A 23,566-nucleotide genomic window follows, 5' to 3' on the forward strand; every position below is an offset into this window, starting at 1 on the left:
ACGGTTGGGGAAAAGCTTTGTGGGTACTTTACTCCCCTTACATGCGATTTTTCGCCTTGCGCCGCCGAATCACGATCCGCGCCAGCAGAATTGAAGCTAGCCCCGCCACCAATGCGAGCGCGGTCCCGGACGCCCCGAGGATGCCGGAGCGGGTCTGCACGGAGATGTCCACGGGGTTGGAAATCGCGGCGCCATCTGGGGTGGCCAACCAAAGTTGCAGGTCGGTGCGCGAGCTTGTGGGCAGGTTCGCGGTCATCGGCACGGTAATGGACCCCTTCGCGGGCACAATCAGCCGATTGTCCACGTTGATACTCGCCCCCTCCGGACCCAGGTAGCGGATCCGCGAATCCACCGGCAGCGGCAGTCCATTCTGCGCCGCGATAAGCAGCGGCGAGGAATCCGAAAGGCGTGTGTACACGTTGCCTGGCGGCAGCAGGCTTACCGACGCGCGCAGCTCCGAAAGCATGTCACGGTTCCAGGCGAGGGTGCGGCGGGCAGTGGCCACCTTGTTGTCAAAGGTCAGAATCGACTGCCGTTCGTTGCGGCTGAGCGCGCGCAGCACCTCATGGCGCACCGGCACGGTGAAGTTGTACGGGGTGAGTGCCACTTGCGGGTCGGAAATCATGAGCCGGGTGAGGTCATCGGTGTAATCCGCCTGCTGGCGCGCTTGCAGGATTTCGGTGTCTGCGATCACCGTGGGGTCGTCGTAGGGAGTGCCGCTTTGCGGCGGGTTTTGTGGTGGGGTGTTCAGTGCTTCAAGCTGCTCGCCATTGGGCGTGAGGTAGTCCTGCAGGCGAAGCGGCGTTGCCGCCCCGGTGTTCATGAGGGTGTTCAACGTGGCAAACCAGGTGCTGGGGTCCGCGACGTCCGAGGGCAGCATCATCAGCACCGGCTCCTCTCCCCTCATGGACTGCGTGATCGCTGCGGAGGCGGTGGCCTCGCGCGCCGGGAGGGAGTCCAGGGTGTAGTCGAAGCGGGCTGAGTAGTTGCCGTAGCCCACCGTCATGGGGCTTTCAATGGCCTCCGCTAGTGTGGCCGCCAAGGAACCCTGGTAGGTGACGGCGCGTATTGATGGCGCAATCTGGTGGAAGCGGTCCAAGCCCGGCGCGCCGCTGACGGTATTGTCTGCCACCAGCACGTTCACCGTGGTGGTTGGCCGCGGCGCGTCTGGTTGTGCGGAGGGCAGGGCGTTGGACTCGAGAGCTGAGGTGGCGGTGTCAGCGCGCCCCGGCGCCTGGACAATCTCTTCTGCTCGGGCACGCTCCCAGGCGGCATTGATGTCCGTATCGCCGCTGGCCAGATCCGCGTAGCCGAGGTCCGCTACGGTTTCGTCGGTAATGTAGCCGCCGCCGGGGATGACCACGTTGGGCACTATCTCGATGCCGGCTTGGGCGAACACCTCCGCGCCGCGTTGCAGCGCCTCCCTCATGAGCCACGGGTTGCCGGTGGCCTCCACCGCGTTGAGGTCCGTGTTCGCCCAAGGCAATGCGACAGCACACGAGGCAATCGCGCGAAGCTGCTCCAGCCAAGCGGCCGCCTCTTTCGCGTAGGCGCCCTCCGTGGCATCGCTCTGATTGTTGCTGAAGTTCCACGAGTCACGCAGGCGCTGCTTCTTGCTCACAGAGCTGGGCCGGGAATCGGCCACCTGGTAGCCCAGCGCCATCCGCATCACCGTGTCCAGCAACTGCGGGTCAATAGCAACGCAGGCGGCCTCGCGCACCCTCCCCTCCGGCAGGGCATGCACGAGGTTGTAGAGCCTGCCGCCCTCAGCGAGCTGTTCACCGAGGGCTTCCGAGGTCAAGATGAGCCGCTCGCGCTGGGGAGCCTCACCGGTTTCCCCGCCCACGATGTCCACCGCCGCCGTGATGGGATACACCAGGCTCACGGGGGTGGGTTCTGTTGTTTCAGTGGTTTCAGTTGTTTCTGTGCTTCCAGTGCTTTCGGTGACGTTGAGGAGGAACCTCTGCGAGCTTTCGAGCCCTTGCGCCGAACGCAGCCCGATCAACGTGGGGTACACGCCGCCTTGACTGAGTGGGGTCGTGATGTCCAGCGTGACCTCGCGGCTTTCGCCCGCGGGGACGTCGGGAATTGCGACTGCCTGGCCGAGGTACGGGAACTCCCCGGCTTCGGCGGCGAGGACGGTGCGCTGCCCGGAGACTTCGGCTTCGGGGTCGGCGAACTGCGGCTGAAGTTCCAGGTTGATGGCGTCTTGCTCGCTGCGGTTGTGTACTACTGCTTTGATCCGCAGGGTTTGGCCGAGTGGGAGGCTGGTGGGAACTTCGATAAGTTCCACGTGAAACATTGCCGTTGCGTCAGTGGAGCGCACCGCCGGGTTGATCCACCGGGATTGGCCAACTGGGTCGTTTGGGGAGATTGGGAGCGGGTCCGCCAGCGCTGAGGGGGAAAGCAGGGCAACCGCGAGCGTGAGCGCGCCGATGCGAGTTTTCACCTTGGGGTCTTCCTTCCCTCGGCTTTCTCTTTTCGCGCGAGTTCCGGCAGGAGGTCGTGGGCGATGCGGGCGAGTTTGCGCTCGTCGGCGTAGGCGAAATGCTCCGTGAGTTCGTTCGCGGGGATCCACGCCACCTCGGTGACCTCGGGGTCTTCATCGTTGAGGTCGCCATCCACGTAGCGCAGTAGGTGGTGGTGCACTGTTTTGTGGATGCGCACGCCCTCGGAGACGAACCAATAATCAATCACGCCCAGCTTGGCAAAGACCTCACCGTGGATGCCGGTTTCCTCCCACACTTCGCGCTCGGCGGTGGAGGCTTTATCTTCTCCCGGCTCCACGTGGCCCTTGGGCATGCTCCACAGCAGCCGACCGCGGCGGTCCAAGCGGCCAATCAGCGCCACATACACGCGGGAAAGATCCACATTGCCCTGCTCATCAACGGCCTCCGCGAGCCCGGAAACCACCAAGCCACCCGCGGAAGTTTCATCCCGGGTGCCAATCTTGGAGTGTTGGTATTGGCGGCGTGTGGAGCGTTTGCCACGATTCTTCTGCTTCGAGTGCTCACCCGCGCGCGGGCTACGGCGCCGCCGCCTGCGACGGTTGCGCTTTGGTTGGTCACTCGATTGCTCGCTCATCGTTGTTGATCGTACCGCAACGGGTAGCATTACACGGGTGCAGCACCCCGAACATTTCGCAGACCAGTCCCCAGCCGTGTATCTGAAGCGCGCCCAGGATGCGCTTGCCGACGTCGACCACGTGGTCACACCGCTCGCGCAGGCATTCGGGGCCAAGGGGCACAGTCTGTACCTCGTGGGTGGCTCCGTCCGCGACGCCATGCTCGGCCGCCTCGGCCACGACCTCGACTTCACCACCTCCGCGCGCCCCGAAACCGTGCTGGAGATCCTCGAAGAGTTCACCAACACCGTCTGGGACACTGGCATTGAATACGGCACCGTCTCCGCGGAAAAGGCCGGTCAGCAAATCGAAATCACCACGTTCCGCTCCGATGTCTACGACGGCAGCTCCCGCAACCCCGAGGTCCAATTCGGCGACACGCTGGAAGGCGACCTCATCCGCCGCGACTTCCGCGTCAACGCGATGGCGATCAATCTCCAGGACATGAGCTTCCACGACCCCATGAGCGGGTTGGAGGACCTCGTCGCGGGCATCCTGGACACGCCGGCCGCCCCGGAGCTGAGCTTTCACGACGATCCCCTGCGGATGCTGCGCGCGGCTCGTTTTGTCTCCCAACTCGGCTTCCAACTCGCCCCCCGGGTGACCGGCGCAATGGCGGCCATGCACCAGGAGATCGCCCGCATTACCGCCGAACGCGTGCAGGTGGAGCTGGACAAACTGATTTTGGGTGCAGCCCCCTGGGACGGCATCGACGTCATGGTGGAAACGGGCCTCGCCGATGTGATCTACCCAGAAATCCCCGCCCTCAAACTCACCGTGGATGAGCACCGCCAGCACAAAGACGTGTACGCGCACTCGCTCACGGTGCTGCGCCAAGCCATTGAGCAAGAAGACGAACCTGACCTCGTGCTGCGCTGGGCGGCCCTGTTGCATGACATCGGCAAGCCAGACACCCGCGCATTCGACGAGGCGGGCCATGTGAGCTTCCACCATCACGAGGTTGTGGGCGCCAAGCTGGTGCGAAAGCGCATGCGCGCCCTGAAGTATTCCAAAGCCATGGTGGCGGACGTCAGCCAACTCGTATACCTCCACATGCGTTTTTATGGGTTCAGCGACGGGCACTGGACAGATTCCGCCGTGCGCCGCTACGTCACCGACGCCGGCCCACTGCTGGAGCGCCTCAACAAGCTCGTCCGGGCAGACATCACCACGCGAAACCGCCGCAAAGCCGGCCGCCTGCGCGCCGCAGTTGAGATCCTTGACGAGCGCATTGCAGAGATCGCGGCCAAGGAAGACCTGGCGCGGGTCCGCCCGGACCTTGACGGTTTTGAGATCATGGAGCTGCTAGGCCTCAAGCCGGGCCCGGAGGTGGGCCAGGCGTGGGCATTTTTGAAAGAACTGCGCCTTGAGCGCGGACCGCTTGACCGAGACGAAGCTGTGGCCGCCCTGCGTGCCTGGTGGAAGGACCGCTAATGTTTGCTGATCGCCTTTTCAACGCGCTCGAACGCAATGAGCCCGCCCCCGGGCAACTCCTCGTTGCCGCGCCAGGTCTGAAAGACGAGTTTTTTGCGCGTTCCGTCATCCTCCTGCTGCAATGCGGCGAGGAGGTCACGTTCGGTGTGAACCTTGTGATGCGTTCCGACGTCGCCGTGCCCAACGTCATGGAGAATGACTGGGCGGAGCTCGTGAGCAAGCCCAAGGCCTTCTACATTGGCGGCCCGGTTGAGCAATCCGCCGCAGTGGCTGTTGGTGTGACCAAACCCGGCGTGGACATTGATTCCCACCCACGCCTGCGCCGCCTTGCAAACCGCCTGGCCCACGTAGATCTCAATGGCTCAGTGGATGAGGTGGCAGTGGACCTTATTGGAATGCGTCTTTTCGTGGGCTATTCCGAATGGGCGCCAGGTCAGCTTGACGAGGAAATTGAGCGCGGCGACTGGTACGTTGCGCCTGCCTTGCCGTTTGATGTGATTGCGCCAGGCAGTTCGGATCTGTGGGCAGACGTGATGGCTCGCCAACCAATGCCGCTCCCCATCTACTCCACCTACCCCGCGCACCCCGGCGAAAACTAATGTTTCACGTGAAACATTGCGGTTAAGAGGTCAGTTTTTTCATGGTTTCACGTGAAACATCGCAAATTCGCGATGCCATCCGCATCACGGCGCCGGTAGGCCTAGGCATGATTCCTCTCGGATTGGCCTTCGGGCTCGTGGTGATCCAGGCTGGATTTAGCTGGTGGTGGGCGCCGGTGATGTCTATCTTGATCTACGCGGGCTCGATGGAGTTCCTCGCGGTGAACCTGATTACTGCCGGCGTTGGTCCAATTTCCGCCGCGATCACCGGCTTCCTGGTGAACTTCCGTCACATCTTTTACGGGCTTACCTACCCGCGCCATCGAATCCGTTCCAAGCTGGGCCGCGCGTACTCAACGTATGCGCTCACCGACGAGGCCTACGCAATCGCCTCCGCACACCGCAACCTCACCGGCACACAGCTTCTGGTGATGCAGGTGATGTGCCAATTGCTTTGGGTTCTTTCCGGGACGGCCGGTGCCCTGTTTGGCCACGCCATCCCCCAAAGCATTGAAGGGATGGAGTTCGCGCTCACTTCCCTATTCGTGGTGCTCGCATGGGAATCTTTCGGCGCGAACAAGGACTTCTCCCTTATTGTTTTTGCTTTGCTCTTTGCCGGCCTGGCCTTGATTGTTGCTCCTGGCCAGATGCTCATCGTTGCGCTGCTGAGCTACTTCGCATTCCTCTTGCTGCGCAACGCCTCCCCAACCATTGACCGCGCACTGACTTGGAAGGCACCATGACCCAAATCTTCGCGGTACTCATTCCCGTAGCACTAGTAACCATCGCGTTGCGACAGTTCCCCTTCAGCTTTGCCAAAGTAGATAGCCCGCTGATGGCGCTGCTAAGTATCACCATGCCAGTGGGTGTGATGACGATCCTCTGCGCGTACACCTTCAAAGATTCCGGGTATCCCCTCTACGCGGCGCTCGGCATTGCCATCACGCTGCTGGTGCACTGGTGGCGCCGCAGCGCGGGACTTTCCATCATCGTGGGCACCATTAGCTACGTAGCCATGGTGAATCTTCTAGGAGCGTAGCCCACCACTGCTCAAATACCTCCTTGGAGATATGTTCCACGTGAAACCCCTCAAGTTGGGCATAGGTATCTGGGTGCGGAACAATTTCCAGAGGGGGCGTGCCAGTGTGTTTGCCACCCGCAGCGCCGCCGCAAACCGCACCCGATGGATCAAGCTCCACCAAGCGGTGGAGCTTGGCGTTGGCGGCGTCGAGAGGCTCCAGCTCCGCGGCATGCGTCGCGGTGCCGGCACCAGGGATGGTCATCACGAGTTTCACGTACAGCATTTAGCTCTCCTTTGCGTAGCGTGCAGCGAGCCAAGAACACATCATGAGCTGCACCTGGTGGAAAATCATCAAAGGCAAGATCAACAAACCGAGGTTGGCGGAGCCAAAAATCACCGCGGCCATCGGTAGACCCGAGGCCAAAGACTTCTTGGTACCGCAGAATTGGATGGCAATCATATCGCTGCGGGAGAAGCCCAAGCGAAGCGCGGCAAAACGCGTGAACCACAACATGAGCGCCACCAGCGCAATCGATCCCAGCACGAGGAACACGATCTGCGCCACCCCTACCGAACTCCAGATACCGGCCACCATGCCGGCGGAAAACGCCGAGTAGACCACCATGGTGATCGACCCCCGATCCACCAGCTTCGTGGCCTTATTCGCCGCAAACTTCCCTACCCAGGGCCGCAGCAACTGCCCCAAAATAAACGGCAACAGCAACTGCACAGCGATGTCCAAAAACACCGAGGTATCAATGCTTACCTGCGCGGACATCAACAGCATCACCAACAGCGGCGTGAGGAACACCCCGGCGATGTTTGAAGCCGAAGCACTCACGATCGCCCCAGCCACATTCCCCCTGGCAATCGATGTGAACGCCACCGAAGACTGCACCGTAGACGGTACCAACGTGAGGTACAAAATGCCCAGGTACATCTCCCTGCCCACCACTGCCTGCAATGGCGTCAACCCAACTCCGATCAGCGGAAACACCACAAAAGTAAAGGCCAGAATCGTCAGGTGTAGGCGCCAGTTGCGCAAACCCTCCAGCGCCTCATGGGTAGAAAGGCGCGCGCCGTAGAGGAAAAACAGCAGCGCGATCGCGATGGAGGTGGCCACGGAGAACGCGGAGGCGAACTCTCCGCGCGCCGGGGCGAAAATTGCCACGATCACCGCGAGGATGATCAAGGCAATCAGGGGATCAATCCGTTTGAGCATAGGCAAAGCCTAACCTACTGTTGCGGTGCCATCCTCCACAGCAATATCCACCGGCTTCATGGGGGCTCGTGATGGCCCTTCAATCGGGGAGCCGTCCACAATTGAAAATGTGGAATTGTGCTTCAGGCACGTCACTTCATCGCCGCGCACCTCGGTGATCGTGCCGTTCTGATGAGGGCACAGCGTGGAGTAGGCCACATACTGGCCCGCAGTGGGCTGCGCCACGATGTACTCCCCTACGATCACTGCGGAACCAACGGGCACGTCCTGGACGGCAACGTCGATCTGCTCCTTGCCGCAGGCGGCGAGCAGCGCGCCCGCGAACGTGGAGGCGGTGCCAAGGAGGAACATTCGTCGTGAGCAGGTCATCGGGTGGCCTCTTTCATCGCGCGCACAAACTCCCCAAGCTCCTCATGGGAACCGCCGCGCTCGATGATCGAGGTGATTGCGGAGCCAGTGATCGCGCCTGCGGCCCCAGCGGCGATGGCGTCGCGCACATGCTCGGGGGTGGAAATACCAAAACCGAGCAGCACCGGTGCGCCGCCGTACTTCTTGATGTTGTTCACCACCTGGTCCAGGCCTTGCGTGCTCGAGGCGCGCTCGGTGCCGGTCACGCCGTCTCGTGAAATGGCGTAAATGTAGCCTTCCGACGCCCGCGCCACACCTTCCAGCGTCTTCTCCGCAGCCTGGGCGGGAGCGATGAAGATCGGGGCAATCCCTGCTTTCTTGGCTGCTGCGATGAATTCCTCCCCCTCGCGCACAGGAACGTCTGGGATGAGGATGGAATCCGCGCCAGCTTCAGCGAACTGCTGGTAGAAGCGCTCAATGCCGCGGGTGAAGGCAACGTTGCCGTAGATCAGCATGCCGATTGGCAGCTCGGGGAACTCCTCGCGGATCTGCCGCACCAGGTCCAGCGCGGTATCCACTGTGGTCCCGGCCTCGAGGGCGCGGATGTGGGCGCGTTGAATGGTGGGGCCGTCTGCAACCGGATCGGAGAAGGGGACGCCGAGCTCGAGGGCGTCGGCACCCGCGGACACCACCGCGCGCACGATCTCTAGGCAGGCTTGCGGGGTTGGGTCGCCCAGCATGAGGAATGGCACGAACGCACCGCCCTCGACGCGTTGGAACATGGCTTCGTAGCGGGTCATTGCTTCTCCTCCAGGGTGCGGCGGACGTGTTCGATGTCTTTGTCGCCGCGGCCGGAAAGCGATACCAAAATGGTGATCGGCTCTTTGTTGGCCTCGGCTGTTTTGGCGCGTTTGAGGGCGTAGGCCAGCGCGTGGCTGGACTCAAGCGCCGGGATGATGCCCTCTTTACGGGAGAGGACTTGGAAGGCGTCGAGTGCCTCGGCGTCAGTGATGGCAACATATTGAGCGCGACCTGTTTCCGCCAGGTAGGCGTGCTGCGGACCTACGCCTGGGTAGTCCAGACCAGCGGAAATGGAGTAAGACTCCTCAACTTGGCCGTCAGAGTTCCGCATCAAGTAGCTCTTCGCGCCGTGAAGAATGCCCACTTGACCGTTGTTGATGGTGGCTCCGTGCTCGCCCGAATCGAGGCCGTGCCCGCCGGGCTCCGCGCCAACGAGTTCCACGTGGTCGTCGTCAATGAAATCCGCGAACATGCCGATCGCATTGGAACCGCCGCCCACGCAAGCGACCACAACATCGGGCAACGTGCCGATGCGCTCCAGCATCTGGGCGCGGGCCTCGGTGGAAATGACGCGGTGGAACTCGCGAACAATCGTTGGGAATGGGTGCGGGCCCGCGGCGGTGCCGAGCAGGTAATGCGACTCATGGAAGGTCGCGGTCCAGTCCCGCAGAGCCTCATTGACGGCGTCCTTGAGGGTGCCGGAACCGGAATCCACGGAAACCACTTTGGCCCCCATGAGCTCCATTCGGTAAACGTTCGGCTGCTGGCGCTGCACATCCTTTGCACCCATGTAAATCACGCATTCGAGGTCCAAAAGTGCACACGCGAGGGCGGTGGCCGTGCCGTGCTGGCCCGCGCCAGTTTCCGCGATGATGCGGGTCTTGCCCATGCGCTTGGCCAACAGTGCCTGGCCAATCACCTGGTTGGTCTTGTGGGCTCCGCCGTGGACAAGGTCCTCACGCTTGAGGAAGATTCGGGCGTACTCGTTGCCGAGCTTCGTGGCTTCAGTGATCGGCGTGGGGCGGCCCAGGTAGTCGCGCAGGTATCCGGCGAGTTCCTCGCGGAAGGCGGGGTCGTTCTGGGCGTCCACGAACGCCTGTTCAAGTTGATCAAGCGCAGGAATCAGCGACTCCGGCACGAACTGGCCGCCAAAGCGCCCGAAGTAGGCCGGAAGCAAAGTGTGGTTCATGGTTTCCCCTCGTTGTAGGTGCGAATGGTGCGGAAAACGGCAGCGATTTTCCCAGCGTCTTTGTCTCCCGGCGCGCTCTCGACGCCCGAGTTGATATCCAGCCCCATGCAGCCCACTGCCAGGGCTTCAGCGGCGTTTTCAGCGGAAATGCCACCGGCGAGCAGGGCCTTTGCCTTCACAGCTTCGGGAACGGTGCCCCAATCAAAGGTGGTTCCGGTGCCGCCATCACCGGCGTCAAGAACAAGCGTATCGACGCGCGGAGCGAGGGCTTCGGCAACGGTCGGTCCGGCGGATGTCATGGAGACAGCGCGCCAAATCTCGCGATCGCCGGCGATCGCTCGTACGGACTCAATGTATTCCAACTCCGCGGCGATGGAACCCTGGTACGGAGCATGAAGCTGGAGCACGGAGAAGCCATCCAGGAGCTCCTCCCAGCCGTTCGTCCGCCGCGAAACGGCAACCCAAGTGAGGCCTTGCTCGGCGTCGATAATTTTTTTCGATGTTTCACGTGAAACATTGCGCGGACTGGAGGCCTCAAACACCATGCCTCCATACGTTGCACCTGCGGCTCGGGCCATCTGCGCGATGCTCGGGCTGGTGATGCCGCAGACTTTGTTGCGTCCGTAGACGAGCTCACGAGCAGCGAGGTCCACGTCCGGCTGGCTGGTGAGCTGCGACCCCACCAGGAAGCCGTTTGCAAAGGCACCGAGTTCCCGGACGGTGGCGTTGTTGCGGATGCCGGACTCGGAAATCAGCACCGCGTCCTCCGGAATCATGCGGTGCAGCGCAGGGGTGCGGCCCAAATCGATGGAAAGATCATGCAGGTTGCGATTGTTCACGCCGAAGATGCGTGCGCCCAAGCGGATCGCTCGCCCCACCTCTTCCTCATCAATGACTTCCGTGAGCACATCCATGCCCAGGCGGGAGGCTTCCTGGTGGAGGAGGGTGTAGGTGGCGTCGTCGAGGACACTCAGCATTAGCAAGATCGCATCCGCGCCAAAGTAGCGTGCCGCGTGCACCTGCACCGGATCAATAATGAAGTCTTTGCAAAGCACCGGAAGGTGGGTGGACGCGGCCACCGTAGCCAGGTGGTTGTAATCACCACCGAAACGATCCGGTTCACACAGCACGGAAATACCTGCAGCGTAACGCGAATACACCCGAGCAATATCACCCGGACTGTACTCCGCGCGGATCAAACCCAATGAGGGCGAAGAGGACTTGCACTCCATGATGAAGTTTGCGCCCCCGCGGCGGCCCAACGCGGCCTCCAAGGAACGAGTACTCAACGGCAAACGTGAAGGTTCCACGTGGGCAATACGCTTCCGGATCGCGTCCAAATGGCCGCGGCGGCCCTCCACGATGGATTCCAAAATGGTGCTATTCGCCATAGTTCGCTCCCTCATGAACAGCCAACCACCGCTCTACCTCACCGGAGCTAATCAGTTCCTTTGCTTGGGAGACGCCCTCGGCAATGCTATCCGCGCGGTTCACGGTGTAGAGCATTGCGCCGGCGGTCGCGCTAATCGCATCCAAGTGGGCCTGTGGCCCCCTACCAGCGAAGGTCTCACGCATGGCGAGGGCATTTTCTTGGGCATCGCCACCCGCGAGAGCAGACAGTGGGTGCTGGGAAATACCCATCTCTTCAGGGGTGATCTCATACTGTTCGATTTCGCCGTCGCGCAGCTCCCAAATGGTGGTGGGGCCGTGCACCGCAATCTCATCGGTACCGGAGCCATGTACCACCAGCGCGTGGCTGCGACCCAGCTCACGGAACACCTCCGCAATAATCTGGCCCAACTGTGGCTTTGCAATGCCCATGATCTGGAACTCAGGGCGCGCCGGGGCCAAAATTGGGCCCAAGGTGTTGAACAAGGTGGGCACGCGCAATGCCTTGCGGACAGGCTGCACATGCGCAACCGCTGGGTTGTACGCGGGGGCAAAAAGGAACGTAAAGTTCGAGGCCTCAAACTGGCGCACGGCGCGATCGGGATCCAGGTCGAGCGGAATGTTCAGCGCCTCGAGCACATCGGCGGAGCCGGACTTGGAGGAGACGGATCGGTTGCCGCATTTCACCATCTTCACTCCCCCCGCGGCCGCAACGAGTGAGGCAGCGGTGGTGACGTTGATGGTGTTGGAGCCATCGCCACCGGTACCTGCAGTGTCCAAAAGTCCCGCGCCTGTGATGGGGAACGGGCGGCCAGCTGCTAGGAACGCCTTGGCGGCACCCAGGATGTCAGCAAAGGTCTCCCCTCGCGTGCGGATGGTGGCCAGCAGTGCGGCGATGTGGACGTCATCGTAATCACCAACCGTGAGCGGGGTAAAAACGTCCACTGCTTCCTGCACGGAAGGATTGTGGTTGTCGAGGAATTGGATGAGACGCTGTTGGGTCAATTCGCTAGTCACTGTGCCGATCCTTGCTTTTGAGAAATAAGAAGTTCAATGCAACGGTCCAAAATTATTGGTCCTGCCGGGCTGAGCACCGACTCCGGGTGGAATTGCAAACCAATCGCCATGTTATCCGTGGTCTTGGCGGCCATCACTACCCGGCCTATTGCAGAGTCGCAGGTACCCATTGGTGCGAGTTGCTCAGGCGGGTTTACACACCCGAGGGAGTGGTAGCGAGCAACTGGAACGAGGGTGCCGCGGAAGTTGTTTTCCAGGCCTGCGTCGGTAGTCAAAGAACCGAATAACTCTTGGCCTGCTTCCTCGAGAACCATGTTGTCCGTGGTGCCGTGTACGGGTCCACATGGAACCACCTCGCCACCAAAGTGCTCCAACAAGGCCTGGAAGCCCAAGCAAATGCCAAGAATTGGGACTTTGCCAATCACCTCAGCGATTAGCTTCATCATGTTGCCCGCCTCCAGGGGGTGTCCCGGACCTGGTGAAAGACAAATGAGATCAGGCTTCGCTGCCAAAATCTCCTCCACGCTTACCGTGTTCCGGAACACGGTGCACTGGTAGCCTGCCACCGCGAAGGCGTCCACCAAGTTGTACACAAACGAATCCTGGTTATCCACCAGCACTACATGGGTCATCGGATCACCTTCACCGTCTTGCCGGCCGCGAGCGCGATTGCATGCAACACAGCGTAAGCCTTATGGAGAGTCTCGTCAGCCTCAGACTGTGGCTGAGAATCACGAACCACGCCCGCACCCGCCTGGACCACGGCGCGGCCACCTGCCACGAAAGCAGAACGAATCACGATGCAGTTATCCATGGAACCGTCGCCAGAGAGATACCCCACCGCGCCCCCGTATGAGCCGCGTCGAACATGCTCCACCCCGCGCAGCAGCTCCATGGCGCGCAGCTTCGGAGCGCCGGTCAAAGTGCCCATGTTCATGCAGGCGCGGTAGGCGTCAAGGGCATCGAATTCAGGAGCGAGGGTTGCGGTTACACGTGAAACCAAATGCATTACCCGCGAGTAACGGTCAACCTGGAGCAGGTCGGCTACCTTGCGCGTGGCAGGGACGGCGACGCGAGCCAAGTCATTACGCGCCAAGTCCACCAGCATGGTGTGTTCCGCAACTTCCTTGGTGTCCGTGCGCATGTCGAGCTCCGCGCGGATATCCAGCTCGTGATTAATGGTCCCGTCTGCATTCAACCCGCGAGGCCTAGTGCCAGCGATTGGATAGAGCTGCACTTCACGGTCAGCGGCGGAATACTTCAGATTAGATTCCGGCGATGCACCAAACAGTTCGTAATCCTGGCCACGCACGTAGAACATGTACGGGCTGGGATTGGTCGCACGAAGCTGGCGGTACGCCTGATAAGCGTCAGGGCAGTCCGCAATAAACGAGCGCGCCGGAACCACCTGGTAAATATCGCCCTCGTAGATATTTCCCTGCAGGCGCTTTACCTGATCCCGGAAGTCTGCGTCTGTTGTAGTGGCCTGCACGATCAGTTCCCCAGATTCTGGGGCAGGCAGGTGAGCGGGCGCCTCAAAGTCTTCGATGGCTTGGAGAAGCGTATCGACGTCGCCGCCGATCGTCTCAATCTCTGCAGTACCAGCAGTGTGGTCAATCACGAGGACCGTTTCTGCAAGAACAAACTCGTAGTCCGGATAAGTATTTGCTCCGAGTTCTACAGGCGGAAGCGTTTCAAAAGTCTCCAAGTAGTCAAACGCAAAGCCACCTGCAAGCAATGGGAGGTGCGTGCCTTGGTATCCAGCATTGAGTTGTAGGTCTCGAAGGACTAATGCATTGCTGGGGGCCTTAAGGCGCTCGCGCTCGTCAATCGCCTGGGATGCCGTAAACACAAAGTCTTGGCCGTCAAAGTAATCTGCCAAGTTTTGCTTCAAGCGGGAGACGATCTGCTCCCCCGCCTCAGTCAAAGGGGTTACTTTCACTTTTTGACCGTGGCAGGTGATGCGCGCGGCTGCTTTCAAAACCGCTAGACACTTGGTGTTTTTCTTTGACTCAATATCTGCTGATTCCAGCAGGACGGAGTCGTGAGGGGCAGCGAGGTGCTGGAAGAGCGCGGCAGCATCTTGGTGGTAACGAACCGAATGTTTCACGTGAAACATTGAAAAATCGTTTGGCGGGGATGACATTGTGGGCCTTTCTGGGGCCCAGATATCACAAAAGGCCCGCGTTGTAAGTATTACAAAGACGAGCCTGAACTTATGGATCGACGGTGGCTCGTCAAGCGACGCGCCACCACCAGTTTCCGTAAGCGTTGTTCATGCCTAGCAATGCTAGTGCAGATGAAACGGTGGAGCAAGAATTACTGTCCCCCCGCTGCGCGCCGTACGGCATCCAAATCCACCTGGGCCGGGGCTTCCTTTGTGGCTTCCTTGCTTTCCAAAATGTTCGCCGCCCTTGCACCCAAATTGGAGCCCACACTCACCAAACCAATTGCCACTACGACACCGAGGATGGTGAATACCCAAAAGCCCTTCAGCGCAAACGCGGCGGTGAACGCAAATGCAAGTCCGGCGTTCACCCACCAAGGGCCTGAAACTCGGTGTGCCTTGTACCAAATTTCTTCAGAGTCCCGAACTTCAGGCACCTGAAGGCCTACCTTGGAATTCCCGTGAAGCTTGCCGCTCCATGCCATTGCGCCCACAGTGAGAAAGAAGGCTGCAATTAGAGCAAAAATGGACGCGATCACGATTTCAATCATGTCCTTCATCCTAACCCCGAGGTCCAACTGTGAGTGAAGTGTGCAAAGTTTCACGTCACATATTTTCTATCCGATGCAAGAAATTGGGTATAGAGCTTGTAGGTTAAAGGCGTTCCCTATCTCTTTGGACACATGTAGGTGTGTATGGATTTCAAACGTCTTTCATCATCGCTGCTGTTCCGGATCATTGTGGCAATCATCCTGGGCATCATCTGCAGCTTCTTTTTTCCCGTGGCACTCGGCCGCGTCTTTGTAACCTTTAACAGTCTCTTTGGTAATTTCTTGGGCTTCTTCATTCCAGTGTTGATCTTTGCCTTGATCACTCCCGCAATTGCAGGCCTCGGCCGCGGTGCTGGTAAGTGGTTGGCCATTACCACCGGCATCGCCTATGGCTCCGCAGTGATTGCCGGCATTATCTCCTGGGCCGTGGCTACGGGACTTTACCCCATTCTTTTGGCGGATCAGCAGAATGTTGAGGTAGCAGACATCGATGGTGGGGCCCTCCAGCCCTTCATCACCATCGAGATGCCTGCCCCAATGCCTGTGATGACTGCCTTGATCCTGGCGTTTGTGATCGGTGTTGCGATGACTGTGGTGAAGTCCGACACCCTCTTTGCTGGCGTTGCCGATCTGCGCCGCGTGGTGATGAAGGTAATTTCGGGCTTTGTGGTGCCATTGCTGCCGATTTACATCTTCGGTATGTTCCTTTCTCTCGGCATGAACGGCAACCTTGTGTCCACGCTTACCGCGTTCGCCAAGGTTCTTGTTCTCGCCATTGTGCTGAGCTTCCTATTGTTGATCGCTCAGTTCACTATTTCTGGTGCGATTGCTCGCAAGAATCCGTTTACCTCGTTGAAGAACATGATGCCGGCTTACTTCACGGCTCTTGGTACCTCTTCGTCTGCCGCGACCATTCCAGTGACCTATGAATGCGCACGCCGCAATGGCGTGAGCCAGTCCGTGGCTGGTTTTGTGGTCCCACTTTGCGCAACGATTCACCTTTCCGGATCCATGATGAAGATTACGTTGTTCGCCTTCGCGATCATGTTCATGGACGGCATGGATCTTTCTTTTGGCAAGGCGCTCGGCTTCCTGCTGATGTTGGGTGTCACCATGGTTGCAGCCCCAGGTGTTCCTGGTGGTGCGATCATGGCTGCTGTTGGTCTGCTCACCGCTTCGCTTGGCTTCAACGATGACCAGATTGCACTGATGATCGCTGCGTACATCGCTATCGATTCCTTCGGTACCGCTTGTAACGTCACCGGCGACGGCGCCATCGCACAGGTTGTTGACCGCTGGGCGAAGGGCAACATCGAGCGCTCAGCGCTTGATGAAGAAGATGACCTCGGTCTGGCATCTGCTATCGAGGGTATTGAAAAGAAGGAGTTGGAGGCGGAACGGAACCTCTCCTAACCCCTAATACCTTGTGAACCCGCGCTTTCCCAGCGCGGGTTTTTTCAATGTTTCACGTGAAACATTGGATTTTTTGCGCAGTGCCCATTCGCGCCGGGGGTACGTGTCCGGATAGGATGGGGTTCCATGGTAAAAGCTATTGGGTTTGACCGTGAGCGCTACATCGCCTTGCAATCGCAGCACATTCGCGAACGCCGCGAACAACTAGGGGGAAATGGGGGCCGCCTGTATCTCGAAATGGGCGGTAAACTCTTCGACGACTTTCATGCCTCCCGAGTGCTTCCAGGGTTCACTCCCGACAACAAGATCGCGATGCTTGACCGCATTCGTGATGAAGTTGAAATTCTCATCTGTATGAACGCTAAGGATTTGCAGCGCCAGAAGGTGCGAGCAGACCTTGGCATCACTTATGAAGAGGATGTCCTCCGACTCATAGATGTGTTCCGCGAGCGCGGGTTTCTCGTGGAACATGTGGTGATTACTCAGCTTGAAGACGAGAACTCTCTCGCAGTGGCCTTCATTGAGCGCCTCGAGCGCCTTGGCGTGAAGGTATCCCGCCATCGTGTGATTGCTGGCTATCCCACCAATATTGACCTCATCGTCTCACCCGAGGGTTTGGGACGCAATGAATATGCGGAAACCACTCGCGACCTCGTTGTTGTAACTGCGCCCGGCCCGGGGTCTGGGAAGCTCGCCACCTGCCTTTCGCAGGTGTACCACGAGCACAACCGCGGGATTGCCACCGGATACGCGAAGTTCGAAACATTTCCCATCTGGAATCTTCCGTTGGAGCATCCCGTAAACCTTGCGTATGAGGCCGCCACGGTTGATCTCAACGATGCAAATGTGATCGATCCATTCCATCTCCAGGCTTATGGAGAACAGACCGTTAATTACAACCGCGACGTGGAGGCCTTCCCACTGCTCAAGGCATTGCTTGAGCGACTGCTTGGGCATTCTCCCTACAAGTCCCCTACGGACATGGGTGTGAACATGGTGGGGTTGTGTATCTCGGACGACGATGTTTGCCGAGGGGCCGGGCGCCAAGAAATTATCCGGAGGTACTTCCAGGCGCGTGTGCATGAGGCAATTTCCGGTAGTTCCACGGAGCAGTCTGAGCGCGCCGCTGTAGTGATGGCGAAGGCAGGCATCTCTGAAACCGATCGGCCAGTTGTTCTTCCCGCCCGCAGCGTAGCAAGCGAGGACCTTCCTGGAAGTGCGATCGAACTTCACGATGGAACGATTATTACTGGCCGCACTAGTGATCTTCTAGGTTGTTCCTCCGCAATGCTCTTGAACGCGCTCAAGCATCTGGCTGGCATTGACGATGCCCAGCATCTCCTCTCCCCTGGTTCCATTGCGCCGATCCAGCGACTCAAGACAGAGCACCTCGGTTCCTCCAATCCACGGTTGCACACTGATGAGGTGCTCATTGCGCTCTCGGTTTCGGCGGAAACAAACGCGGAAGCTCAACTGGCCCTCGACCAGTTGAAGAATCTGCAGGGATGCAATGCGCACACAACCACAATCTTGGGAACTGTTGATGAGGGCATTTTCCGCAACCTTGGGGTGCTGGTGACGAGCGATCCCAAGTTCCAACGGAAGCGCCTGTATCAAAAGCGATAGTTGCCGTTAAAGGTGTGTCGGATATTCGTATAGCGAAGATTTTGTGCCTAGTGCTTTCAGAAGGTCTATTGGATCAAAAGGCAAGAAAACTGCTTGACGGAGATTCAAAATAATTGGGGATTCCAACTAATGGGGCATCCGACGGAAATTTTTGATCATCGTGCGATTTGTTCGCCTAACCTAGGAGTCATCTTTTATACGTCACTGTGACGTTGCACCTGGGAGGTTGCTGGGAAGGTTCAGGAATGCCCCACCGCCGCTCCACGGGAAACTAGAGTGGCCACAGTATGGATACGAGGAAACACACTATCGCGGCGATCGGCGTCTATGGCGCAATGATGGCTGTACTGATCTTGTTGAAGTCTCAATTTCAGATTGGCCAACTCTGGGCGGAAAGCAATCAGGTGAACCGGAGTGTGGAGCTGCGGCCCTTCGATCAACTCTTCTACGCGAGTGATTGGTTTATTCCAGCATTTGGGTACGGCGGCAACTTTCTTTTGTTTGTACCCTTTGGCTTGCTCCTTGGCAGCCGGATGAAGGTGGGGCTCGCAACGGCGACCGCTGCGATAACCAGCCTAGGGTTCGAGGTGCTGCAATATGTTTTCGCGTTGGGATACAGCGACATTGACGATCTCCTCATGAATACCCTAGGCGGGTTCGTTGGTGCGGTCATTGCGCGCCTATGCGGACCTCGCTATCAAAGACATTGGCAATGGCTTGCCATAGCTCTGGCGGCTATCTTCGGTGTTCTTGTGTTGGTGTTTTAGAGAGAACTTTGCCAAATCATGTGCGAGTTCCAGTGCCTCAAGGATATCGCCGTTGTTTACGAGTGCGGTGTTGAGCATCCACTCATTCCAAACTTCTTTTTTCACCAGGCGTGGGAGCGCGAACACGAAGAGTCTGTAGACTGCCCACAAGGTGAAGTGCCCCAGTTCTGTTGGAGAATCCTTAGGGATTTGGGAGGATTCAAGCAGGCCGGCTTCCTCTAGTTCTTCCAATGCAACATCGAATCGGAACTCAGGGAAACTGGGATGCTTCTTATACAGGCGGTGGAACTCCCTCTTGGCGCGTTTCAACGAATTGTGATCGCGTAGGAGAAATAGGAACTCCAGCAAGAGGCTCCAGTAGTGTTGCTTCCCCACGAAATGCGGCAGGCACAACAATGCCATGGCGCGGTCGGCATGGTTGCTCAGGCTGCGATACGTTACTTCCCAGAGGCTATAAGGAATGAACGGGTATTTTTTGCTTGCTCTGAGAAGCACAGGGTCAGCGAAACTCCGCCGTGGCGCCTGGGGTGGGATTCCTGGAATAGGCGCCATGCCCTTAGCAAATACGGTATGGAAGCGCTCATGGGGGAGGAAGTGCACTGAGGTGGAATTGCAATGTTTCACGTGAAACATTGCATTTTTGGTGTCTGGAAGTTGTACGCAGAATTCTGGGAACAGATCCAGAAAGTCCCCTACTGCCGGAATTCTGCTCAACGGGTGGCAAACTAACGCGGTATCAAAAAGGTCGCCGTTGGACGCTATGAGCATTTGATTTAATGGTGGCCGGTGTAGGGCAATTCGGATTGCATCGAATAGTGTGTTTGTAGGAGCATTCAAATCCACGGCGGTCAGCCAGAGGCCACCGTAGTCATCTTGGATTTGCACGACCTCACCATTCTGAATGCGGTCATTACGGGCAACGATCGGGCGGAGGTAGGCCTCCGAACGCAATTGAAGTTCAGTGAATATGTTCATGCCTACTTAGACATGTTGAACCCATATTTTGGTTCCATCGTTTTGCAATGTTTCACGTGAAACATCAGATGAGCCGCTGTTGGCGAGCCGTCGTAATCGCAGCAGTTCTGTTGTCCACACCCAATTTTGCATAGATGTGCACAAGATGGGTTTTCACGGTGGCCTCGGAGATGAATAATTTCGCAGCCAACTGCCGATTCGTAGCCCCCGACTCCAACTCCCTAAGAATCTCGATTTCCCGTGAGGAAAGTGCGGTTTGTGGTTGTGAAATACGTTGCATAAGGGCATCAGCGGCTTCAGGAGCGAGCGTACGCTTGCCCTGCGCAGTAGCGACCACTGCATCGTGAAGAGCCTGAGCAGGGGCATCCTTCAATAGGTAGCCCATTGCACCGGCCTCAATGGCGGCAACAATATCCGCCTCGGTGTCATAGGTTGTGAGGACAAGTACCGGTGGGCCCCCGGACAAGTTGCGTGTCAGCGTGATGCCATCCACCACGGGCATCTGAATGTCGGTGACCACCACGTCAACTTCCCCAACTGATTCCTTTGTGACGCCGGCACCGCTACTTGCCTCTGCCACCACAGTGATGTCCGGGAAACTGTCCAGGATGCTCCGTAGCCCTGCTCGGACTACAGGATGGTCGTCTATCAGCATCACTCGAAGGTTCATGAAATTCTCCTAACGTGCGTGACTGGAAAGTGGAATATGGCAACTGAGCGCCGTGCCCAATTCAGAGCTCTCAACCGTGATGGTTCCTCCGAGCTCTTCAACTCGTTTCCGAAGCCCGGGGAGACCATAACCGCCCTCTCCGGAACTGGTTTCCCTGAATCCCCTTCCGTTGTCTACAACATCCATGCTGACCTCAAGCTCCCAGACAGCCAGGGTGCAGACTGCCTTGCGGGCGTCGGCATGCTTCGAAACATTCGCCAGACCTTCTTGAGCGGTGCGCAGAAGCGCCCGGGTGATGGGTTCGGGAAGTGCCTTGTCGGTGTTCCCCACGAGTTCGAGTGAGATTTCAAGGGGCTTGCCTAGCGCCTGTTGCTTGAGCTCCTGAGTGTGCACAAGGTCTTTCAGGGCTGCCACCAGTGGCTCCCCGATGGCGAGGTCTCGGACGAGGCGCCTTGCTTGTTCCAACGCGGCAGATGCCTGCTGTTCAATGATTTCCAAATTCCCACCGGTGGTTTGAGCGCTGCGGGCGAGCAGCACGATTGAGCTCAAATTTTGTGCCACAGTGTCATGGATTTCCCGCGAAAGCCGCTCGCGTTCTTCTAGGCGCCCCGCCTGGTGTTCACTAGCGGCAAGTTCTGCCTGTGTTGCCTGGAGTTGATGGGCCACTGCCCGATGGTGTTCTGTCTGGTGGTGCATCGCGCGGGAGGTATGGAAGATGCCGATTCCCACCAATGTGCCGAACAGTGGGCCAAACACTTTTCCGTAGGTCCAATTGTTGGGATCGGAGACAAAGGGCGCAATCGCAGTCACACCCCACAGTCCAAAGGCGGCGAGTTCGCCCCACCAGGCTGGCAGAAGGTACAGGCTCAGCAGCATGATAGGGAACATGAGCCACGTGAAACCCTCGGAAGCAAACACCAGCATGAGCCACAAGCACACCACCCCCGCGAGCCACCAGAGTGCGTAGGGTCGCCAGCGTTTCTCGTTGACCGTTCCAACGCAATAGAGAACTCCAAGGGCACAGGCGACGAGCACAATGTTCCACGTGAAACCACTCAAAACCACGCCCACGAGGAGGAGGATGGCAAACATCGAATGGAGTGCAACGCGAAGCATCTCTGGAAGCCGTTCAAAAGTGTTTTCCACCTTCTCCACGCTAGTCCACGGTTCCACGTGAGTCCGATCAACCGATCGGTTGATTCAAGGTTCACCTGCCCAACTGATGGAAACGCAGCCCGCAACGCGAAAAATGGAGTCCATTAGGAAAGGACTTGTATGTTTTTAGCAATTCGGGAGATTCGTGTTGCCAAGGGGCGCTTTGCGCTCATCGGAACCGTGGTAACCATGATTACCTTCTTGCTTGTGATGCTCACTGGCCTGACCACGGGCCTCGGGCATCGCAATATTTCAGCACTGGAGGAGCTGAATCCACAGGCGGTGGTGTTCAACCAGGAGGTTTCCTTCAACACCTCTTCGATCAGCGAGGAAATCCTTGCAGAGCTTGGTGGCGTGCCACTGGGCGCGAGCCAAAGTCGAATGGAAACCGACACGAACGCGGACGCAGTAGCTGTGTTGGGTCTGCCGGAGGGAACGGAGAGCCCTCATGGAACCATCGGTAAGGGCGCATTGGTGTCTGAAACACTTGCCGAGAATCTGGGTGCGCAACCTGGCCAAACTGTGCTTCTCGGTGGCGTAGCAGTTCCTGTGGATTCCGTGGTGCCCGATGAGTACTACAGCCATGGGACGGTGGTCTGGGTCAATACGGAAACTTGGCAAGCCGTAAGCCGCTCCGAAGACGTTGGAACAGTGCTGCTGCTCGAAAGCGAACCAACCAACATGCCCGAGAACATCTTTGTCACAGACCTCAAAGGTTCGTTTGATGGTTTGCCAGCATACGGTGCCCAAAAGGGTTCACTTCAGGCCATGCAGGGTTTTCTGTATTTGATTTCCGCGGTAGTGACTGTTTCCTTCCTTACGGTATGGACGCTTCAACGCACCAAGGACATTGCGATCCTTGCCGCGTTGGGTGCAAACAAACGCTATCTGCTCAAAGACGCGCTGGGACAGGCAGCAATCGTTTTGGCTATTGGTGCCGTGCTCGGTGCGGCGCTGGCTACAGGAATCGGAATGCTCATGGGGCAGGCCGTTCCGTTCATCTTGCATTGGCAAGAGGTTGTTCTTACTGCTCTTGCGGTGTGGGTATTGGGGCTCGTTGGTGCTGGGTTTGCAACGCGCCAGGTCACCAAAGTTGATCCACAAATTGCACTGAATGCTTAAGGAGTCAAAATGTCCGTACTCAAGATTTCTGATCTCGTTGTGACCTACCCTGACGGTGACTCCACGATCACTGCCCTTGACCACGTGAAACTTGAAGTGAATGCCGGCGAATTCGTGGCACTCGTTGGGGAGTCCGGCTCCGGTAAATCCACGCTGCTCGCGGTGGCCGCTGGCTTGCAAACACCCACGAGCGGCGAAGTTCTTCTCGAAGGATCACCAGTGGCAGATAACAGGCAGCAGGTGGGCCTCGTATTTCAAGCAGCAAACTTGATTTCTGCACTCACCGCTAGGGAGCAATTGTTGATTGTAGATCACATGCGCGGTATCAAGCCTCGGGTGAAGCGTGCCGACGAGTTGCTGGCGCGAGTGGGATTAGAAGGCCTGCACAATCGTCGGCCGGGTCAGCTTTCTGGTGGCCAACGCCAACGGGTGAACATCGCTCGGGCCCTCATGAGCTCCCCCACCCTCCTGCTCGCAGACGAACCGACTAGCGCGTTGGATGCACGCTTGAGCCGAGAGATCGTTGAGCTTCTTCGGGACGTCACACAGGAATTCAATTTGGCTACCGTGATGGTGACGCATGATCGTTCGCAGATTTCCATGGCAACCCGAGCCGTTGAAATGCAAGACGGTCACCTCTCTGAGCTGGAGCTCGTTCCCTAAAAGTGCAGGTCAAAGGCGATGAGCATTTGCCCAGCACTCTCTCTAGGGATTCTCAGCACATCGTATTTCTGCAGGTGAGCTTTCACAGGAAATTTCCAAATTCTAAGTTTCCCCAGCTCAGGAGGGTTTGACCTATCGTTGCCAGCTTTGGTGCGCAGTGCTTGAATAGGGACATCGCCAACGAAGGGAGAACATTTGGAACGCAGCAGGATGTAGCTCGTGAACGGTAAGGGACGACCGGACAAAATGAGTTGAGGGACATCATTTTTCACGAGTGAACCTCCAAGGGACTTTTACAGTGATGACGATCTGG

Annotated in this window: 24 protein-coding genes and 1 pseudogene; 9 read left to right on the forward strand and 16 right to left on the reverse strand. The window is 58.3% G+C overall.

Going from position 1 to position 23,566, the window contains the following annotated elements; all coding sequences use genetic code 11:
- Positions 1 to 37: 37 nt before the first annotated feature.
- A complete protein-coding gene (locus NQ018_RS08360; RefSeq protein ID WP_257060301.1) occupies positions 38 to 2,449 on the reverse strand; it encodes a DUF6049 family protein in 2,412 nt (803 codons plus the stop codon).
- Positions 2,446 to 3,051, reverse strand: a pseudogene (locus NQ018_RS08365) (NUDIX hydrolase); the annotation flags it as partial. The gene NQ018_RS08360 and the pseudogene NQ018_RS08365, both read right to left, overlap by 4 nt.
- 109 nt (positions 3,052 to 3,160) lie before the next feature.
- Between NQ018_RS08365 and NQ018_RS08370 the strand changes: the two are divergent.
- Genes NQ018_RS08370 through NQ018_RS08385 form a run of 4 tightly spaced genes read left to right on the forward strand, consistent with a single transcriptional unit; the run spans position 3,161 to position 6,196 of the window.
- Positions 3,161 to 4,558, forward strand: coding sequence for a CCA tRNA nucleotidyltransferase (locus tag NQ018_RS08370; RefSeq protein WP_257060349.1), 1,398 nt, complete (start codon positions 3,161 to 3,163; stop codon positions 4,556 to 4,558).
- On the forward strand, positions 4,558 to 5,157 hold the full coding sequence (locus NQ018_RS08375) for a YqgE/AlgH family protein (RefSeq protein ID WP_257060303.1): 600 nt from the start codon (positions 4,558 to 4,560) through the stop codon (positions 5,155 to 5,157). The genes NQ018_RS08370 and NQ018_RS08375 overlap by 1 nt, the downstream gene beginning before the upstream one ends.
- Positions 5,158 to 5,198: 41 nt before the next feature.
- Positions 5,199 to 5,900: an AzlC family ABC transporter permease gene (locus tag NQ018_RS08380; RefSeq protein WP_257038627.1), complete on the forward strand. Its 702-nt coding sequence runs from the start codon at positions 5,199 to 5,201 to the stop codon at positions 5,898 to 5,900.
- Positions 5,897 to 6,196, forward strand: coding sequence for a branched-chain amino acid transporter permease (locus NQ018_RS08385; protein ID WP_257052439.1), 300 nt, complete (start codon positions 5,897 to 5,899; stop codon positions 6,194 to 6,196). The genes NQ018_RS08380 and NQ018_RS08385 overlap by 4 nt, the downstream gene beginning before the upstream one ends.
- Here NQ018_RS08385 and NQ018_RS08390 read toward each other — a convergent pair.
- The 10 genes from NQ018_RS08390 to NQ018_RS08435 form a co-directional block, all read right to left on the reverse strand.
- Entirely contained in the window at positions 6,159 to 6,461 is a 303-nt protein-coding gene (locus tag NQ018_RS08390; RefSeq protein WP_257038629.1) for a hypothetical protein, read from the reverse strand. The two genes, NQ018_RS08385 and NQ018_RS08390, sit on opposite strands and share 38 nt — an antisense overlap.
- Positions 6,462 to 7,400, reverse strand: coding sequence for a bile acid:sodium symporter family protein (locus tag NQ018_RS08395; protein ID WP_257060306.1), 939 nt, complete (start codon positions 7,398 to 7,400; stop codon positions 6,462 to 6,464).
- A gap of 9 nt (positions 7,401 to 7,409) precedes the next feature.
- On the reverse strand, positions 7,410 to 7,769 hold the full coding sequence (locus NQ018_RS08400) for a Rieske (2Fe-2S) protein (protein ID WP_257060307.1): 360 nt from the start codon (positions 7,767 to 7,769) through the stop codon (positions 7,410 to 7,412).
- Positions 7,766 to 8,548 carry a tryptophan synthase subunit alpha gene (trpA, locus tag NQ018_RS08405; RefSeq protein WP_257060308.1) on the reverse strand — a complete coding sequence of 261 codons (783 nt, stop codon included), beginning with the start codon at positions 8,546 to 8,548 and terminating at the stop codon, positions 7,766 to 7,768. The genes NQ018_RS08400 and trpA overlap by 4 nt, the downstream gene beginning before the upstream one ends.
- The gene (trpB, locus tag NQ018_RS08410; RefSeq protein WP_257060310.1) at positions 8,545 to 9,738 is read right to left on the reverse strand and encodes a tryptophan synthase subunit beta; all 1,194 of its coding nucleotides are present in this window, start codon (positions 9,736 to 9,738) and stop codon (positions 8,545 to 8,547) included. The genes trpA and trpB overlap by 4 nt, the downstream gene beginning before the upstream one ends.
- Positions 9,735 to 11,129 carry a bifunctional indole-3-glycerol-phosphate synthase TrpC/phosphoribosylanthranilate isomerase TrpF gene (gene trpCF / locus NQ018_RS08415; protein WP_257060311.1) on the reverse strand — a complete coding sequence of 465 codons (1,395 nt, stop codon included), beginning with the start codon at positions 11,127 to 11,129 and terminating at the stop codon, positions 9,735 to 9,737. The genes trpB and trpCF overlap by 4 nt, the downstream gene beginning before the upstream one ends.
- Entirely contained in the window at positions 11,119 to 12,144 is a 1,026-nt protein-coding gene (gene trpD, locus NQ018_RS08420; RefSeq protein WP_257052432.1) for an anthranilate phosphoribosyltransferase, read from the reverse strand. The genes trpCF and trpD overlap by 11 nt, the downstream gene beginning before the upstream one ends.
- The gene (locus NQ018_RS08425; RefSeq protein ID WP_257060312.1) at positions 12,141 to 12,776 is read right to left on the reverse strand and encodes an anthranilate synthase component II; all 636 of its coding nucleotides are present in this window, start codon (positions 12,774 to 12,776) and stop codon (positions 12,141 to 12,143) included. The genes trpD and NQ018_RS08425 overlap by 4 nt, the downstream gene beginning before the upstream one ends.
- Positions 12,773 to 14,290 carry an anthranilate synthase component 1 gene (locus NQ018_RS08430; protein ID WP_257060313.1) on the reverse strand — a complete coding sequence of 506 codons (1,518 nt, stop codon included), beginning with the start codon at positions 14,288 to 14,290 and terminating at the stop codon, positions 12,773 to 12,775. Before NQ018_RS08430 ends, NQ018_RS08425 begins: the two co-directional genes overlap by 4 nt.
- A 173-nt stretch (positions 14,291 to 14,463) precedes the next feature.
- Positions 14,464 to 14,862 carry an SdpI family protein gene (locus NQ018_RS08435; protein WP_257060315.1) on the reverse strand — a complete coding sequence of 133 codons (399 nt, stop codon included), beginning with the start codon at positions 14,860 to 14,862 and terminating at the stop codon, positions 14,464 to 14,466.
- A 144-nt stretch (positions 14,863 to 15,006) separates the two neighbouring features.
- Between NQ018_RS08435 and NQ018_RS08440 the strand changes: the two genes are divergently transcribed.
- From NQ018_RS08440 to NQ018_RS08450, 3 genes are all read left to right on the forward strand, one after another.
- Entirely contained in the window at positions 15,007 to 16,275 is a 1,269-nt protein-coding gene (locus NQ018_RS08440; RefSeq protein ID WP_257060317.1) for a dicarboxylate/amino acid:cation symporter, read from the forward strand.
- 126 nt (positions 16,276 to 16,401) lie between these two features.
- Positions 16,402 to 17,901, forward strand: a complete 1,500-nt coding sequence (locus NQ018_RS08445; protein ID WP_257060319.1) for a DUF1846 domain-containing protein — start codon at positions 16,402 to 16,404, stop codon at positions 17,899 to 17,901.
- Between the two features lie 287 nt (positions 17,902 to 18,188).
- On the forward strand, positions 18,189 to 18,668 hold the full coding sequence (locus NQ018_RS08450; protein WP_257060324.1) for a VanZ family protein: 480 nt from the start codon (positions 18,189 to 18,191) through the stop codon (positions 18,666 to 18,668).
- Here NQ018_RS08450 and NQ018_RS08455 read toward each other — a convergent pair.
- The 3 genes from NQ018_RS08455 to NQ018_RS08465 all read right to left on the reverse strand — a co-directional run bounded on the left by NQ018_RS08455 (position 18,582) and on the right by NQ018_RS08465 (position 21,429).
- Positions 18,582 to 19,643, reverse strand: coding sequence for a hypothetical protein (locus tag NQ018_RS08455; RefSeq protein WP_257060325.1), 1,062 nt, complete (start codon positions 19,641 to 19,643; stop codon positions 18,582 to 18,584). The two genes, NQ018_RS08450 and NQ018_RS08455, sit on opposite strands and share 87 nt — an antisense overlap.
- Before the next feature lie 64 nt (positions 19,644 to 19,707).
- Positions 19,708 to 20,313, reverse strand: coding sequence for a response regulator transcription factor (locus tag NQ018_RS08460; RefSeq protein ID WP_257060326.1), 606 nt, complete (start codon positions 20,311 to 20,313; stop codon positions 19,708 to 19,710).
- Positions 20,314 to 20,322: 9 nt separating this feature from the next.
- Positions 20,323 to 21,429 (reverse strand): histidine kinase, encoded by a 1,107-nt coding sequence (locus NQ018_RS08465; RefSeq protein ID WP_257060350.1) that lies wholly within the window; start codon positions 21,427 to 21,429, stop codon positions 20,323 to 20,325.
- A 159-nt stretch (positions 21,430 to 21,588) separates the two neighbouring features.
- Between NQ018_RS08465 and NQ018_RS08470 the strand changes: the two genes are divergently transcribed.
- On the forward strand, positions 21,589 to 22,590 hold the full coding sequence (locus tag NQ018_RS08470) for an ABC transporter permease (RefSeq protein ID WP_257060327.1): 1,002 nt from the start codon (positions 21,589 to 21,591) through the stop codon (positions 22,588 to 22,590).
- Between the two features lie 9 nt (positions 22,591 to 22,599).
- A complete protein-coding gene (locus tag NQ018_RS08475; RefSeq protein WP_257060328.1) occupies positions 22,600 to 23,253 on the forward strand; it encodes an ABC transporter ATP-binding protein in 654 nt (217 codons plus the stop codon).
- On the opposite strand, the gene NQ018_RS08480 is transcribed toward NQ018_RS08475, so the two are convergent.
- Positions 23,250 to 23,525 (reverse strand): hypothetical protein, encoded by a 276-nt coding sequence (locus NQ018_RS08480; protein WP_257060330.1) that lies wholly within the window; start codon positions 23,523 to 23,525, stop codon positions 23,250 to 23,252. The genes NQ018_RS08475 and NQ018_RS08480 overlap by 4 nt on opposite strands.
- Between the last annotated feature and the right edge of the window lie 41 nt (positions 23,526 to 23,566).

This window comes from Corynebacterium kozikiae (assembly GCF_024580965.1).
In the GTDB taxonomy this organism is placed as follows: Bacteria; Actinomycetota; Actinomycetes; order Mycobacteriales; family Mycobacteriaceae; genus Corynebacterium; species Corynebacterium kozikiae.

Coding starts and splice junctions, on each gene's coding strand:
- NQ018_RS08440 (WP_257060317.1), top strand. CDS start 15,007: ATGGATTTCAAACGTCTTTCATCATCGCTGCTGTTCCGGATCATTGTG.
- NQ018_RS08455 (WP_257060325.1), bottom strand. CDS start 19,643: ATGAACATATTCACTGAACTTCAATTGCGTTCGGAGGCCTACCTCCGC.
- NQ018_RS08395 (WP_257060306.1), bottom strand. CDS start 7,400: ATGCTCAAACGGATTGATCCCCTGATTGCCTTGATCATCCTCGCGGTG.
- NQ018_RS08445 (WP_257060319.1), top strand. CDS start 16,402: ATGGTAAAAGCTATTGGGTTTGACCGTGAGCGCTACATCGCCTTGCAA.
- NQ018_RS08465 (WP_257060350.1), bottom strand. CDS start 21,429: ATGCTTCGCGTTGCACTCCATTCGATGTTTGCCATCCTCCTCCTCGTG.
- trpA (WP_257060308.1), bottom strand. CDS start 8,548: ATGACCCGCTACGAAGCCATGTTCCAACGCGTCGAGGGCGGTGCGTTC.
- NQ018_RS08400 (WP_257060307.1), bottom strand. CDS start 7,769: ATGACCTGCTCACGACGAATGTTCCTCCTTGGCACCGCCTCCACGTTC.
- NQ018_RS08385 (WP_257052439.1), top strand. CDS start 5,897: ATGACCCAAATCTTCGCGGTACTCATTCCCGTAGCACTAGTAACCATC.
- NQ018_RS08380 (WP_257038627.1), top strand. CDS start 5,199: ATGGTTTCACGTGAAACATCGCAAATTCGCGATGCCATCCGCATCACG.
- NQ018_RS08430 (WP_257060313.1), bottom strand. CDS start 14,290: ATGTCATCCCCGCCAAACGATTTTTCAATGTTTCACGTGAAACATTCG.
- NQ018_RS08435 (WP_257060315.1), bottom strand. CDS start 14,862: ATGATTGAAATCGTGATCGCGTCCATTTTTGCTCTAATTGCAGCCTTC.
- NQ018_RS08390 (WP_257038629.1), bottom strand. CDS start 6,461: ATGCTGTACGTGAAACTCGTGATGACCATCCCTGGTGCCGGCACCGCG.
- trpCF (WP_257060311.1), bottom strand. CDS start 11,129: ATGGCGAATAGCACCATTTTGGAATCCATCGTGGAGGGCCGCCGCGGC.
- trpB (WP_257060310.1), bottom strand. CDS start 9,738: ATGAACCACACTTTGCTTCCGGCCTACTTCGGGCGCTTTGGCGGCCAG.
- NQ018_RS08475 (WP_257060328.1), top strand. CDS start 22,600: ATGTCCGTACTCAAGATTTCTGATCTCGTTGTGACCTACCCTGACGGT.
- NQ018_RS08470 (WP_257060327.1), top strand. CDS start 21,589: ATGTTTTTAGCAATTCGGGAGATTCGTGTTGCCAAGGGGCGCTTTGCG.
- NQ018_RS08375 (WP_257060303.1), top strand. CDS start 4,558: ATGTTTGCTGATCGCCTTTTCAACGCGCTCGAACGCAATGAGCCCGCC.
- NQ018_RS08425 (WP_257060312.1), bottom strand. CDS start 12,776: ATGACCCATGTAGTGCTGGTGGATAACCAGGATTCGTTTGTGTACAAC.
- NQ018_RS08460 (WP_257060326.1), bottom strand. CDS start 20,313: ATGAACCTTCGAGTGATGCTGATAGACGACCATCCTGTAGTCCGAGCA.
- NQ018_RS08450 (WP_257060324.1), top strand. CDS start 18,189: ATGGATACGAGGAAACACACTATCGCGGCGATCGGCGTCTATGGCGCA.